Annotated in this window: 11 protein-coding genes and 1 pseudogene; 6 read left to right on the top strand and 6 right to left on the bottom strand. The window is 54.7% G+C overall.

Going from position 1 to position 14,872, the window contains the following annotated elements; translation table 11 throughout:
• Window positions 1-15 precede the first annotated feature (15 nt).
• The 3 genes from ACNFBT_RS23650 to ACNFBT_RS23640 form a co-directional block, all read right to left on the bottom strand.
• On the bottom strand, window positions 16-870 hold the full coding sequence (locus ACNFBT_RS23650; RefSeq protein WP_416753149.1) for an NAD(P)-dependent oxidoreductase: 855 nt from the start codon (window positions 868-870) through the stop codon (window positions 16-18).
• Window positions 871-942: 72 nt separating this feature from the next.
• On the bottom strand, window positions 943-2,409 hold the full coding sequence (locus ACNFBT_RS23645) for an APC family permease (RefSeq protein ID WP_416753148.1): 1,467 nt from the start codon (window positions 2,407-2,409) through the stop codon (window positions 943-945).
• Between the two features lie 380 nt (window positions 2,410-2,789).
• Window positions 2,790-4,712: an ABC-F family ATP-binding cassette domain-containing protein gene (locus ACNFBT_RS23640; RefSeq protein ID WP_416753146.1), complete on the bottom strand. Its 1,923-nt coding sequence runs from the start codon at window positions 4,710-4,712 to the stop codon at window positions 2,790-2,792.
• A 678-nt stretch (window positions 4,713-5,390) separates the two neighbouring features.
• Between ACNFBT_RS23640 and ACNFBT_RS23635 the strand changes: the two genes are divergently transcribed.
• From ACNFBT_RS23635 to ACNFBT_RS23625, 3 genes are all read left to right on the top strand, one after another.
• Entirely contained in the window at window positions 5,391-6,419 is a 1,029-nt protein-coding gene (locus ACNFBT_RS23635; protein WP_416753145.1) for a DUF1837 domain-containing protein, read from the top strand.
• A 1-nt stretch (window position 6,420) separates the two neighbouring features.
• Window positions 6,421-9,081: a DEAD/DEAH box helicase gene (locus ACNFBT_RS23630; RefSeq protein ID WP_416753144.1), complete on the top strand. Its 2,661-nt coding sequence runs from the start codon at window positions 6,421-6,423 to the stop codon at window positions 9,079-9,081.
• 63 nt (window positions 9,082-9,144) lie between these two features.
• On the top strand, window positions 9,145-9,519 hold the full coding sequence (locus ACNFBT_RS23625) for a molecular chaperone DnaJ (RefSeq protein ID WP_416753143.1): 375 nt from the start codon (window positions 9,145-9,147) through the stop codon (window positions 9,517-9,519).
• Between the two features lie 50 nt (window positions 9,520-9,569).
• On the opposite strand, the gene ACNFBT_RS23620 is transcribed toward ACNFBT_RS23625, so the two are convergent.
• The 3 genes and pseudogenes from ACNFBT_RS23620 to ACNFBT_RS23610 form a co-directional block, all read right to left on the bottom strand.
• A complete protein-coding gene (locus tag ACNFBT_RS23620; protein WP_416753142.1) occupies window positions 9,570-9,941 on the bottom strand; it encodes a histone-like nucleoid-structuring protein, MvaT/MvaU family in 372 nt (123 codons plus the stop codon).
• Between the two features lie 285 nt (window positions 9,942-10,226).
• A complete protein-coding gene (locus tag ACNFBT_RS23615) occupies window positions 10,227-11,030 on the bottom strand; it encodes an inositol monophosphatase family protein (protein WP_416753141.1) in 804 nt (267 codons plus the stop codon).
• Between the two features lie 221 nt (window positions 11,031-11,251).
• Window positions 11,252-11,968: pseudogene (locus tag ACNFBT_RS23610) on the bottom strand (transposase); the annotation flags it as partial.
• A 23-nt stretch (window positions 11,969-11,991) separates the two neighbouring features.
• Here ACNFBT_RS23610 and ACNFBT_RS23605 point away from each other — a divergent pair.
• The 3 genes from ACNFBT_RS23605 (at window position 11,992) to ACNFBT_RS23595 (ending at window position 14,865) form a co-directional block, all read left to right on the top strand.
• On the top strand, window positions 11,992-12,162 hold the full coding sequence (locus ACNFBT_RS23605; protein ID WP_416753140.1) for a hypothetical protein: 171 nt from the start codon (window positions 11,992-11,994) through the stop codon (window positions 12,160-12,162).
• A gap of 469 nt (window positions 12,163-12,631) precedes the next feature.
• On the top strand, window positions 12,632-13,621 hold the full coding sequence (locus tag ACNFBT_RS23600; RefSeq protein ID WP_416753139.1) for an extracellular solute-binding protein: 990 nt from the start codon (window positions 12,632-12,634) through the stop codon (window positions 13,619-13,621).
• Window positions 13,622-14,031: 410 nt separating this feature from the next.
• Entirely contained in the window at window positions 14,032-14,865 is an 834-nt protein-coding gene (locus ACNFBT_RS23595; protein ID WP_416753138.1) for a phytanoyl-CoA dioxygenase family protein, read from the top strand.
• Window positions 14,866-14,872 lie beyond the last annotated feature (7 nt).

Here is a 14,872-nt window from a genome sequence, read left to right as displayed (position 1 = left end):
GCCAACGACCTGTGACTAGTGCAGTGACAGCACTGAAACATCAACCGCCCCCAGCCCATCCGCTACAGCTTTATTCAGAGCATCCTGCAGAGCTGAGAACATCGGCGGCCTAGGCAAGGCGAGTTTATTCTTAGAGTACCCATTGACCGCATTTGCTAGGACGCCAATGCACGCCTGAGACTCACTAAAGTTTCCACTGAACGCTCGTTCCAAGCAGTCGACCGCACTGGTTCTAAGAAGCTCCAACACCGGATCGATAGCTGCCTCGATATGCTTTTTTTCCACACCGTAGCTTTTTGCCAAACGAACCCCCTCGAGGAAGCTCAAAATCGAGGACATGTAGAAGGCGCCAGGAAATGCTGCCTCCATTACATTCGCCAGTGCGACATTTTCGCCAACATAGAATGCCCTCCCGCCCAAGACCTTAGCTACGGACTCGATGCTTTCCCAGACCTCCCTGCTTCCCGAAAAACTCAATGCAGTTGTTCGTTTTCCAATTTCATCTGGAAGGGTCCAGATCGTCCCATCCAGGTAGTTGATCTTATTTTCCCTGGCCCAAGAATCCATTTCCAAGGCACTCTCGGAAAATCCGCTTGTAAGATTTACAAGCACTCGCCCCTTAAACTTATGGGCCACCCTATGCACTACGGAGCTTACTACATCGTAATTAGAAAGAACTGATAGAACAATGTCACTCTCACATACTAAATCCTCAAGAGACTCATAGGCATGCACGCCGAATCTTTCGAGGCGTTGGGCAGCATCGAAGCTTCGATTCCATGCCCCCACCTTAAATCCGGCACTTGCCAATGTAATTGCGATAGCTCGCCCCATAACTCCGCAGCCCAATACCCCGACAATATTTCCCATCACTCTTTTACCTTATATAGCCAAAAAAAAAGGGCCACCATTCAGGCAGCCCAAGTCATATTCTGGAGTTACTTACCGATGCTGACGACCTATCCGACGGAATATATGAGGCGCTTTACTCTTCAACCAAAGCGCATAAAGGAACCCAATTACGAACACCACAAGGGTACCAATCATCATGGTATCGGCGACGACCTGCGACCCATTAATAAGTGTGGTGAAGTTGGTGATAGCCAACCATACCATCCCAACGAGGCTGGCTAGTGACAGTGCCGGAGCGATGGTGCCTTTCCAGAGATTTACTTCAGGATTAGGGTTAACTCTGAAATACACGAGAGCAGCAAGACTCGTGGTGGCCATCGCGGCCAAAATAGAAAATGATGCAAGCCCCGCAAACCACGAATAAATTTGTTCAGCAGTCAGATTGACAAAAATGCAGATAGCGGTGAGAACCAAGTAAATTAGGCTGCAGGTTACCGATGCTCGTGCCGGAGAGAAGTGCTTGGTGTGAGCTTTCCCCAGAGCGGAGGGAAATACACCGTCAATGGCTAGCGAGTACACATAGCGAGTGGTTGCATTTTGAATTGATAGATGAGATGCAAAAATACTTGAGATCAACAGCAGGCTGGTGACTTGATAAAAGGTATGCCCCATGAACTCCTTCGCGACATCGAAGAAAGCCCCTGCAGGATTTGCGGTGGAGAGAGCAACTGCCTGACTGTTCCCAAGGCCAGTGATCAAAGCCCAGGAGGTCAATGCGTAGAACAAGCCGATGAATATAACCACCAAATAGGTTGCACGAGGGATGGTTACGTTGGGGTCTCGAGTTTCTTCCCGATAAATCGCCGTTGCTTCAAAACCACAGAACAGAGCACCACCAAACAACAATGCAAGCCCTAGCTGGCCTGAAGTGAAGGCATGCCAGGTGAATGGCTCCAGCGAAACTCCTTCTTTGCCGCCGTGCGCCATCACTACAGCATCAAAGGCAAGAGCGAGGAGAACCTCAACAACCAGCACCACACCGAGAACCTTTGCAGAAACCGCGATGTGGAAGTAGGCCAGGGTACCTACAGTTGCCCAGAAGATAAGGGAATAGATCCACCAGTCTAGCTTTGGACCACCCCATCCTACGACCAGGTCTTGTGCAGCCAGTCCGGCGAACCCATAGAAGCCGACACCGATGCAAAAGTAAGATCCAAGCACCAGAAACGCCGATCCCAATCCCGCGCAGCGACCCAACCCTGCGGTGATGTATGCGTAAAAAGCGCCTGGGTTAGGGACAAACCTAGAAAGCGCGCCATAGCCAACAGCAAAGAGCAAGAACGCGACAGTCACAGCCAAGAACGCACTGGGAGCTCCCAGGCCGTTGCCAAACCCGACAACAAACGTGATGTACCCCACCGTGCCTGCAAGTGGCCCAGCGTAGGCCAGCGTGGCCAACGCGATATCCAGGGTACCTAAATGCCCTTTAAGACCTACTCCTTCGGAAGTGCTGCGCAAAGGAGCAGCTTGCAGCTGCTCAACGCTTGCTTCGGTCATGATCTCTATCACCTTCACGAGATTTTTTTGGAATTAGACGCTCGTTCCGCTTGGCAGTGGGGGAACCCCGAGGAGCTCAGATCTCCTAGACGGCCATACGTAGAGTGAAAATGACACCTGCCAAGCAAACTGTCAACTCGGTATCCTGAAAAATAGTCCAGAGGGTATGTTAATGAGACTAGCGAGGATTTACAGCCTAGGCAGCAGAAGCCGCAGAGGGGAAAATCGTGGCTTGTGGCGGCTGAATCAGCTGCAAAAATCGAAGGAAAAAGGGCGAGCTACGCAGCGAAGCACCTGCGATCTTGTTTGCTTCGTAAGCAAACGAACGATATGCAAAGGCGGGATACCAAGGCTTCCCGCCTGCGGCTGATTGAGCGGAGTTAGATGGCCTCTGCCTCAAGCTCTTCTGCTTCGCTCTGAAGCAGGAGCCATTTCTCATCCAACTCATCAATCTCAACTTTGACCGTTTCGAGGCGTTGGGCAAGGTCGAGGAGCTCAGAGTAATCGACGCTCCCAGCCATCCTTGACTCGCAATGCGATTGCTCCACTCGCTTCACAGCAGCTAAATCCTCGGTTTGCCGAAGCTCTCGCCGGATAGCTTTCAATCGTTTACCAGGTTGTATTTTCTTGCGGCCATTCGTGCCGGTTGAGGTGCATGTCCTAGCCGCAATATCACCTCTGGCAGCGTCATTTAGACGCTTCGATTCGGCCAGCAAGTACCGCTGGTAATCCTCCAGGTCACCGGCGAATGGCTCGACCTTGCCTCGACCAACCATCCAGAATTCGTCACAGACCGAGCGCAACAAGGCACGGTCATGGCTGACGAGCATAACGCTTCCATCAAACTGATTGAGGGCTATGGCGAGGGCTTCCCGGGTAGCCAGATCGAGGTGGTTGGTGGGTTCATCGAGCAAAAGCAGGTTCGGTCGCTGCCAAACAATCATGCAAAGGACCAAGCGAGCCTTCTCGCCGCCGCTCATAGTCCCTACCTTCTGGGTCACCATGTCACCACTGATATTGAAGGTGCCTAGGAAGGTTCGAAGCTCTTGCTCCCGAGCGCTGGTGCCATCGATTTCGGCTGCCAGATCAAGCATGTGCTCAATCGGCGTTCCACTCTCATCCAGGACATCCAGTTCCTGCTGAGCGAAGTAGCCAATGGCAAGTCCTTTACCTTCCGTAACGGAGCCGCCTAGAGGCTCCAGATCCCGAGCCACGGTCTTTACGAACGTTGATTTACCTTGCCCATTTGCCCCGAGAATACCGATACGCTGCCCGGCCAATACCGACTTACGTATGCCCTCCAGGATCACGCGTGGGGAGCTGTTGTCCTCAGCTGCGTAGCCAAAGTCAACGTCGTCGACAACCAGCATCGGGCTGGGCAGGCTGAGTGGTTCCTTGAAGGCGAAGGTGAATTCGGCATCAGCCACCACTGCGGAGATCTTCTCCATACGATCCAACGCCTTAATTCGACTTTGAGCCTGGCGTGCTTTAGTGGCCTTGTAACGGAAGCGGTCAATGTACTTCTGCAGGTGCGCCATACTCTCCTGCTGCTTGGAATGGGCTGCCTGCTGTTGCTCAAGCTTCTCGGCCCTTAAGCTCTCGAAAGCGCTGTAATTGCCGTTGTAACGATGCAACTGCCTGTGTTCCAGGTGGACCGTCACACCAGTGACCGCGTCAAGGAACTCTCGATCATGGCTGATCACCAGCACCGTGCCTTGGTAGCGGTTGAGCCATGCCTCAAGCCAAACCAGTGCGTCGAGGTCCAAATGGTTTGTTGGCTCATCCAGCAGGAGCAAATCGGAAGGACACATCAATGCCCGAGCCAACTGAAGTCTCATCCTCCAGCCGCCCGAGAAACTGTTAACAGGGCTGTTCAATTCTGCGGGTCTGAACCCGAGCCCCAGGATGAGGGCTTGTGCTCGAGATGCTGCATCGTGATCACCTGCGTCAGCCAGATCACTGTAGGCCTGAGCTACGGCCATACCGTCATTTGCTGAGTTAGCTTGCTCAAGTGCAGCACGTGCCTGCATGAGCGGGACATCCCCCTGCAGGACAAATTCGGTGGCGCTTTCGCTGGTCTCTAGCATGTGCTGCTCGACCTGAGAAATTCGCCATTGGCGGGGCATCGCGAAGTCGCCCGCTTCCTCACGCAACAGGCCGGTCAGGAGTGCAAACAGCGTGGATTTACCGGCACCGTTGCGCCCTACAACGGCAACTTTTTCGCCAGCATTGACGGTGACACTGGCACCTTGGAGAAGCATCTTGGTGCCTAAACGAAGTTCGATGTTCTTGAGCGAAATCATGGGCCTGCCGTTGTGTCACTGCAACCACCTATCAGAGCGTGATAGGACAAGTCCCAGCAGAATACCAGCAATTCAGAAAAAAATACCACCAGGTCAAATTACTAGCATTGATCTAGCCAAACCCCAACCGATCACCGCTGAGCAACGACACCTGTTGAACGATTACCAGACACCCGCCATCGACTCGCTTGACATCTGCATTGGATTGGAAGCTGCTACCACTAGTCCGCATTGATTCCCTTGCGGCTGCTTTCTAACAGCTGTGAACTTCCGGAATGGGCCTGTGACGACCCGCGGATACCGGCTGCGCTAATGGTGCGCAAATACTACAAAGTGGTAATCGACGGAATTCTGAGCAATACCACCCACGGTGCACTGATGTCATGCCAGTTGGACACTGGCTTGAAAATCAATGGGCGGGATACACCGATACTGATTGCACTGGGCGTTCGAATTGCGCAAATGAACGCCCTATTCCCCAGCGCCCGTCCAGATGGAGGGATCAGCGGCGGAGGAATCTACGCGGGAGAGTGTTTAGTCTCTCAACCTGAGGTCACAGTGCGCTAAAGGTGGCGATTTGATATCTTCCCAGAGCCATGGAGCGGACCACTTCGTTTGGCCATCTGCTGACCATCGCTGATTCGCGCTTTTTCAACACATTGATGTAGGGACCGCATTTTGTCGCAGCTAACCGAGCCGCTACCCTCGCTGGAAGAAATCCTAGCCAAGCTCCTCGATGAATCCGAGCTCGATAGCGTCTTGGGTTGCGCAGTAGATGGCCACTCTAAAGACGGTAATCCCCCGCGCCTGTCTCTACTGCATCTGCGATTCAATGAGGACACGCCGAACCTCGATAACCTCGTGAGCTATCTCTGTTCGCAGGCGATGAATTACGCGCTAAACCGCAAGCGGCGAGATGGATTCATAGCTGAGTTGCAAAATGCCAAGAACGGCAATCTCTCCGTAATCCAGCGCATCAACAAGGCGGTTCGAGACGCGTTCATCGAGTTTCGCGAGGCATTCCCTAATCGCGCAAGCGAAGTGGGCGAAGTTCTTGCATTCTGCATTGCAACCCACTACCTGCAGGCCTCCCAGCTGATCGCGAAGATGTCTCTCAAGACTTCACCCAACATGCCAGTACACGGGCTCGATGGGGTTCATGCTGCGGTCAAAGGCGATACGCTGACCGTCTATTTTTTAGAATCAAAGCTTACGTCGACCGCCGCGAAAGGCCTCAAGGACTTCGCCGAGTCGATCAAGGGCTTCGATGGAAAACCCAAGCAATACGCACGCGAGTACGAGCTTGTCTGCAACCTTGGAAATCTAGATACGCTGCCGGAGAACGAGCGGGAACATTTGCTTGGCTACTTGGACGTTTATTCAAAAGCGAGCGTGCTTAAACGGGAGCGCTCGGTTGGTGTGGTGTGTTACTCCGAAGAGAAGCACTACTCAAATGTTCTTCCGATTGACGATGGCGATGTGCAGAAGCATGAAAACCATTTTGCAGGACTGTTCGCTGCAGACCACGAAGTCCACCAGAAGTACTTGCTTGGACAGCTAAAAAAACACGAGCTCCTGCCGGGAAAATGCTCCGTCTACTTAGTGGCCGTGCCGAGTGTGGCGACTCTGAGGAAGTCATTCTACTCAGAGCTTGGTATCCCACCGATCGAGGATGAACAGGACGATACGAACGCCAAGGAGGCATAAAATGACCACGACGTTTGCCCACCAGTTGTCAGAACGATTCCTACAGAACCCCGACTTCACTGCAGCCTTGGCTAACCTGCAGTCAGCCGGCGCAGTAAGCACCTTAGCCGCAAGCCTTGAGAGGCTCGAGAGAGCTCCAGATTTTGAGGAACTTACTCGGCTGCTTTATTGCGCATCGGTGTTTGCTCAAGCGGACAATGAGCCATATCTTGCCCTGGCTCAGAACATCGCATTCAACGCACTTCTCGTCTCGAAGGAGCCTGGCATCCTGGAGCGCAGCGCGTACATCCTAGCTGAGATTGGCAATTTCCCGGGTACCCAATATCTCAGAGAGCGGTTTGGACCACTGAAATCTTCATTGATGGGTTTTGTTCACGACAAGGTCGGCCAAGAGCTCAACACGGTGGATGTCGGCGGGCAAATGATTGCCCTTACCGACTACCAAAAGAGAGTTTGGGATCGCCTAGAGCAAGGCGACGATCTAGCAATTTCCGCTCCTACCTCGGCTGGGAAGTCGTTCCTGGTTATCGAAAACCTTGCGCGTAGGATGGAGCAAGCAACTCGATGTGTGTGCGTCTACATAGCCCCTACTCGCGCATTGCTTGCTGAGGTGCTGGCAAAGATAAAAAAACGCCTGGAGCTCCTTCCAGACATCCGCATCTCAGAAATCCCCACCGTTGAGGCGGCAGAGAAGCAAGTCTTTGTGCTTACCCAGGAGCGCTTCCAGATGCTTCTGGCCGCAACAGCTGAAGGTTTCGACATGATCATCGTCGACGAAGCACAGAACCTTTCCGACGGGGCTAGGGGAATCATCCTGCAAGAGGCCATCGAGCAGGCTATTCAACGTAGAGCACAGACTCACGTAGTGATGCTCGCCCCCGGGGCCGACGGTTTCAAAGAAGCCGTAGAGAGCTTTGGACTATCCGGCGTTGACGAGATAACCACAGCTCTTTCCCCAGTTCTGCAAAATCGGATATCTGTGAGCAGCGTACCGGATGAGCGCCGTCTGGATTTCCGCTTACTTGGTCCAGACGACGGCCAATTGATCGGCTCAATTTCGCCCGCCAAAGTTCTCACTAACAACGCCGCCAGGTTGGCGTCAGTGGCGCTGAATTTTGGCGCAGAGGGCGGTTCGTTACTCTATGCTAAGTCCCCTAGCGAAGCTGCCTCACTTGCGAACACATTGCAACGCGGGTTGAAGGCTAAGCACGGTGCTCGCCAACTAAACTCAGAACTCGCTGAATTCATCCGAGACCACATTCATCCCGAGTACAGCCTCATAACCCTGGTGGAACAAGGGGTCGCATTTCACTACGGTCAAATGCCGGCATTACTTCGTGACGCCATTGAGGTCGCCTTCAAGCAACAACGCCTGAAGTTCTTGGTCTGCACTACCACTCTATTCCAAGGGATCAATCTGCCTGCCCGCAACGTTTTCATCAGCACGCCCAAGCGGGGAAGGCATGAGAAAACAACGCTTAAGCCCGCACTGCTTTGGAATTTCGCGGGCCGTGCAGGCCGTATGACGGAAGATATCGTCGGCAACGTCTTCCTGATTGATTATGAACAGTGGGACGAACGGTTAATGGATGAGCCCGTCCCTTTCAAAATCGAGCCTTCGCTAGGCAAAACCATCACTGAGCATGCGTCGTCTGTATTAGAGGTGCTCCATAAGAATCCGCCCCCCGGTCCTCCCCGGGAAGAGCTGCATCAGCAGGTCCAGTCTGCTGCTGGCTTGCTGATCACCAAAGCACGACAGGGGCACCTGAGTGATTGGGTTTCTAGAGTTGCACCTGGCCTAGAAGGCATGGATAGCTACAGCCTACGTAACGCTGCCCAGCAGGCCGCGGAGAGTCTGGCCATTCCAACGCCCATCATGACTGCAAACTGGTCGCTGGACCTGTTCGCGCTCAACGAACTACTCGAATACTTTCAACAGCAAATCGCCAAGGGCTCGATCAGCAAATATATCCCCGCCAATCCGACCGAGCTCGGCGACAAGGCGTTCTCAAGCTATCGAGACATCTTCAACCTCATGTTCAAGCTGTTGAAGGGATTCGACGGCAACTTCGGTGGATACGTGAGCCCGATTGCAGTGCGCTGGATGGAGGGAACCCCTTATCCAGTAATCCTGAAGCAGGCCATTGTCTTCGAGCAGCAGCGGCTAGCTAAACGCTTGAGCGATGAAGAGGCTTTACGAAAGACCGGGGCGAAAATCAGGCGATCAAGAAAGGATAAGGTCGACAAGAACGCGGTCATTAATAAGACGTTCGAAACGATTGAAAACATCGTGCGATTCCAGCTCGTCCAGATGGGGAAAGCGTACGTGGACCTCCTGGCCCATGCGCTTCGCAATGCCGGAGAGAGCGAGAAAGTCAGCCACATTTTTGACTTCGCCATGGCCTTGGAGCTCGGCATAAGCTCGGCCACAGGACGTGCACTGATGGAGCTTGGCCTATCGCGAATTGCCGCGAGCGAGATGCAACGCATTCTGGATGACCAAAACTTGTCCATAACTCAAGTGCGTGGCGCACTTGAGAATCTCCCTCTGCAGGAGCTGAACCTGAACCCATTCATCGTGGAAGAGCTACGCGCCTTAGGTGTGCACCTAGAGCCAGGACTGGACGTAAGCGGTGGGCAAGAGGCACCTCTCATCCTTTGATTAGCGTCTTTCAGGTTGGTTAGACATTCAAATTCAGTAAATGGAGGAGGAACAACTTCGACCATGACGATGCATGACATCAAATCCAACCTGTATCCTTGCGCCCATTGCGAGGGTGGCGGGACTTGTCGTAGTGGAGAGCAGCAGCAGTCCTGCGCGGTGTGTATCAAAGAAAACGAGCTGAAGGGCAAGAGTTTCGCAGGGTTGCCCTGTGCAGTGTGCGGTGGAATTGGTCAGGCGGAGCCCAAGACGGAACGCATCAACAAACGCATTCCGGCACTGGTCGGCCTCTTGGTGATTTTCACCTTGCTGCTGAGTGTGCTGCTCTGCGGAATACTACAGAGTCGCTACTTCAGCGAGGTCCTGGCCTTTTCCGGCCCCGTGATTGGCAGCGTGTTGACGTACTATTACTCGTCCCAACGGCATACAAGGGGCTAGCGCCGCGTCGCCCAAGCGAGGCGACGCAGTGCGTCAAGCGCTTAATCACCTCAAGCGCTGAGCCAGGACTCCACGGTCGCATTGCCGTATTCGGCCTTCCACGCCTTGAGCACCTTGTGATTACCGCCCTTGGTCTCAACAACCTCGCCAGTGTGCGGATTCTTGTAGATCTTGATCTGACGTTCACGGCGAGTCGACTGCGCGCCACGCGGACCACGACGCACCGCATCACGCGCAGAGTCCGGATCCAGGATAGCGATCACATCGCGCAGTGACTTGCCATACTGGTTCATCAGGCCCTTTAGTTTCTCTTCAAATTCGATTTCCTTCTTGAGCGCGCCATCATTTTTGAGCGACTCGAGATAAGCCAGTTGTTCGGCCAAAGCTCTTTCGGCAGCACGGAATTCGGCAAGTTTAGACAATTTCTTATTCCTCATTAGGAGCAGATAACTGGACAGTTCTGAGCTTACCGCTTGCGCAGAATTATTTCTATCTAGAATTCCCCACCTTACACCCATCAGCCTGTCTAATTAGACTACCGTCCCCACCTACAACTCAACGAGGACGCATCGAATCCGACCTTATGCCTATAGCTCACATAACTCAGCGACAACCTTCTGGAATCGAAGTCGCGGATAAGAGCTTGAAAAGTCAGAACGAGGGAATTACTTGAAAATACAAGCTCAATTTACTGCGGCTCATGCCATCTAAGCGAACAGCTTGTCCCAGTCGCGGTGGACAAGCCTCTCGCAGGCACGTGGTGCTCCGCCAAAGCAGCGATTAGAAACTCTTTCCATTCGCTCTTTAGAGTCATAGATAATCGGGGTCGCGTTCTGGTCAAGAAGAACCCCTCTGGCACCGATGAGAAGCGCGTGGCCTGCCGCGACATCATGCGCAGAAACAGGTACCAAGGAGCCCCCTGCGACAGCATCACCTGCAGCCACCCGGGCCAAACGATAGGCAATGCTAGGCATTGGAACGAAGTCAGCCGGAGCACAGAGCTCGGTATTCAGCTCCGGCTTGAGAGCGGCAGCAGTGCTGACCAATACCTGGCTTCCGGGAACCAAATCCAAGTTGCCCAATCGCTCTCGGAGAGTCTTGCCATTTCGCCAAATGCCTCCGGCCCCTTTGCCCCAGGAAATACAGTCCGGCCCTCGATCATCGGTCACTGGCGCATAGACAACCCCCAAAACAGGGACTGCGTTTCGTAGTAGACCGACCGAGATCGCAGATCCACGACACCCTCTAAGAAAATCGCTCGTTCCATCGTTGGGATCGACTACCCAGCAATACTCGTGCCCGGAGAGATGACTTCCGGTCTCCTCCCCCCAGAAATCACAGGGCAACGTAACGAGCAGGTGCAGGCGCAGTAACGCTTCAATCTCCACATCGACGTCTGCCTTGTCACCGTAGCCCCTGGGGCCATCAGGGCGCGACCATTCCGCTGCTAACAGCTCGCCCGCAGACAGTACAGTCCTAGTGACTTGCTGAAGCAGTTGCACGCAGTCCATGACTCCCCCTGTGCTTGGGAAATGGGGTAGATGTCATGCTTAGGATAGCTGTGGAGATTGTGAGGCCCAACCTCTCGGTGCAACCGCCGTCATCCTGAAATGAGCTAGACGAAGCTGAAGTGACGTAGGCGCGATCGACCACAGGCTGTTAACCGCTGCCAGTACCTGCTGAGGCGATCTGCAGCGGTTTGTGGTGGAGAGACGCCGGAAAATGGCCGGCCTCAGGCCCGCAGTGCCTCCATTGCACCGCTGACGCCCAAGATGCTCATCAACCGTTTGAGGTTGTAGGCCAGCACATGCAGGCTCATTTCCGTGCTGACTCGGGGCTGTGTTCGGGTCAGGAAGTGCGTCGCGCCCATCCAATATTTGAGCGTGCCAAACGGGTGCTCCACGGTCTGGCGGCGCACGCTCATCATCTCTGGTTCGCGATCCAGCCGCTGCTGCATGGCCTCCAGTACCGCCTCGTGCCGCCAGCGTTTGAGTCGGCGATAGCTGCTGGTGGTGCTGCTGCGTATCGGGCAGCTCGGGCAGGCAGAGCTCCAGTAAGCATCCAGCTCGAGGCCATCTTCCACCGTCGAGAAGCGCTTGATTGCACGCTGCCCAGCAGGACATTGGTACTCATCATCAGCGGCCATGTAGACGAAGTCCTGTTTACCAAAACGCCCTTCAGCCTTGCTGCTGGAGGTCATCGGCTTGGGCACGAAGGGAGTAATGCCCGCCTGCGCGCATGCCAGGATTTCCACCCCGCTGAAGTAGCCTCGGTCGGCAACGACGTTAAGGTGTTCAGACCCGGTGGCTTCACGAGCCTGCTCGGCCATCGTGGCGAGCGCCGCGCGGTCATGGCCGACGTTGGTGACTTCGTGCGCAACGATCAGGTGGTGCCGGGTATCGACCGCAGTCCGCACGTTGTAGCCGACTACGCCGGTGCCTTTAAGCCGCATGCAAGCGGTGGTCAGCACGAATGCAAATCCTTGGTCAGGAGGAATGCAATCGGGTGGTCAAGTCAGTGCAATTGCGCATCCACCGCGATAAGCCGAAAAATGCGAAAAAAAATGCGAGCGGTGCCGGCAAAGTTATCGATGAAAGCCTTGTTGCAGAGCGGTTTCGCCTAGCAGGGAAATGTGCAAAATGACCTAGGCTCCTTCGCAGGTCCAGTCGCACGCTCCTTCGTGGCCCAATCCCATATGCGGCTCTGGTGTAAGCCTTTTGCTGTTTTCACACAGCCTGGACCCATTACAGCCATTCGTGAGTGGCAGAGATCGGCCAGAAGCAGACATTGCCTCCCAGAACCCGACCTGACTTCGGACCAACGACTTGGCCCGAGCGATAGCAGCATCTCTTCTGACCTCTCCCAAGAGGAGGTAGTCCCCACGCACTTTTTGCACGTCTCGCATTGCCCGTGTATTTTACAAAACAACCGATACAAAAATAAAAACCACGGCAAAGCGAGGACCAATATGCTCCCAGGAACCAGGAGATCAGAGCTTCTAAACGAGCATCGACGCGTGTCTCCCAAACGGCTTGGGCGGTACCGCAAAGGATCGTGGCTAGCTGGGGTATACCTGATCTTGACGATGGCCCACGCGACGGCAGGAGAGGTCGTGCGGGTGCTCAACTGGGCAAACTACGTTGACCCAGGCGTTCTGCAGGATTTCGAACGAGACACCGGGATCAAGGTCGACTACAGCGAGTTTCATTCCGCAGCGGAACTGGATACGGCGTTGGCGGCTGGCCAGCGATTCGACGTTATCGTCCCATCGGATTTTCAGCTCGACCAATTGATAGACCAGCAACGGCTCGTCGAGCTCGATCTGAACAGGCTTCCAAACCGGTCACAGGTGAGCAGTGAACTGCTTGCGAGGATCACGGCCCGCAGTCGTGCAGATCGATTCGTGGCGCCCTACATGTGGGGAACGGTTGGCCTGGTCGTCAATGAAGAACTGGCATCAAGGCTTCTGCAAAAACCAGTCGCCAATAGCTGGAGCGTTCTCTTCGACCCGGCCAGTGCGAACAAGCTGAAGTCATGTGGTGCAACGCTTGGCAGCGTGCCCGAACAAGCGCTCTCCCTCTTCCTGAATTACAAGGGAAGAAGCCTGCAGAACCAGAATGCCCGGGTCGTCCAGAAAGCCGCTCATGAGCTCGATGCCCTGGATCTACCACTCTGGACGGGCTCATTTTCGTCGTTCATTGCAGATCTCGCTGAAGGGAGAATCTGCGCGGCGATCACCTGGAACGGTATCGCTGCCACAGCCAACACCAAGGGCAATCTGCGTTACAGCATCCCGCAGGAAGGAGGGCTGGTTTTCATCGACAGCTTCGCCATTCCTCGAAACGCCCCGAACCAGGCCGCCGCCTACCGCTTCATCGACTACATGCTCAGGCCAGCCAATGCGGCGCGAAATGCCAAGGCCACGCACTTCACACCCAGCCTTGACCTTGAGCAGCCATCCAACCAGAAGCTGCTCTCTGAACGGACACCGCTGAGCTCCGACGAGAAGAGACGCTTGTTCCTCCCGGAGCGCTTTTCCACCGAGCAAAGACAAGCCATCGGCAAGGTCTGGCCCCCGCTCAGCAGCGCCGCTCACGAATAGACCGAGGGACCTGGCGCTACACGCCTGGAGCGCACTTTGCGTTCCAGGCCTTCCGAGACGGAATGACAGCGGCAGATGCCGCATCAGCTGTCATTAACCGGTCGGAAAACGAAAGCTCTGCCATAGCTCCGACCCAAGACTCTACGCCTCCTCCGATTGCCGTTACCCGGTAACCACAAGCTTCCTTCACCTCCGAGAAGAGCCCGTGGGCAACCTTGAGCCGGCCAGCCGATGCGCAGCTCCTATTGGGCATTTCCAAACCTCACGAGCTGCTTCGAAACAGGCAGTTCACCCTGCTTCTTCCGAACAAAATGATCTTTGTAACATTAACATAACGCTCGTTGCGTAAATACGAAGTGCTTGTTAGTCTCCAAGACACAACAACTAGCGTTCTGCAGGAGACAAGCACCATGCACGCTTCCCTGAGTAAGGCGTTTTTGGAAGACGGGGCCGTTCTGATCAAAGGCTTCCTAAACAAGGAACAGTTGGCCCGATGCCGCGAGGCGTACGACTGGTCCGTGGAGAATCATGGTCCCAACGCGTTCCGCATGTTCGACGGCACCGAGCAACAGTCGCACGTCGACAATGCCAATCCGGTGGCCAAGTCAAAGCTGGAGGAATTGGTTTCCTCCCTGCCCTTCGGTCAATTGTTTGCCGAGCTCTGGGGCTCCAAAAACGTCTGGTACTTCGCCGAGGAGGTATTCCTCAAGGCGGGCGGTCGTGGCTCACGTACGCTCTGGCACCAGGACACCTCTTACCTGCCATGGGCGGGAAATCACTGGGGTAATGCCTGGATCAGCTTCGAGTCGGTACCCAAGACGAATGCCCTGGAGATCATTCGCGGCTCACACCGCGGCCCACGCTACGACGGCACCACATTCCTCGACCCCAGTGATCCGACCCAGCCCCTGCATGGCGGCGACACCCTGCCACGACTCCCCGATATCGAGGCGCAGCGCCGACAGGATCCGGACGCCTATGACGTTCTGTCCTTTGCCACCGAGCCCGGCGACATAGTCGTGCTTCATCCCGGATCGCTACATGGCGGTGCTCCGGTCGACGAAACATTCCCGAATCGTCATACCTTCGTATTCCGCTTCTTCGGCGACGACGCGACCTTCCGTCCGCTGCCGAGCCAGAGTTCTTCGGGCTATCCCGAGCAGGGCGTCCTCTTCACAGAGGAACTGAAGTCCCTGAAACCAGGCGATGCCTTCCGCCATCCGACCTTCCGCCAACTCGTATAAAAAAGAG

Origin of the sequence: Pseudomonas sp. NY15181 (assembly GCF_048068055.1) — a bacterium.
In the GTDB taxonomy this organism is placed as follows: Bacteria; Pseudomonadota; Gammaproteobacteria; order Pseudomonadales; family Pseudomonadaceae; genus Pseudomonas.
Note: the sequence above shows the minus strand (reverse complement) of the source record. Positions and strands in the feature narration are given on the sequence as shown.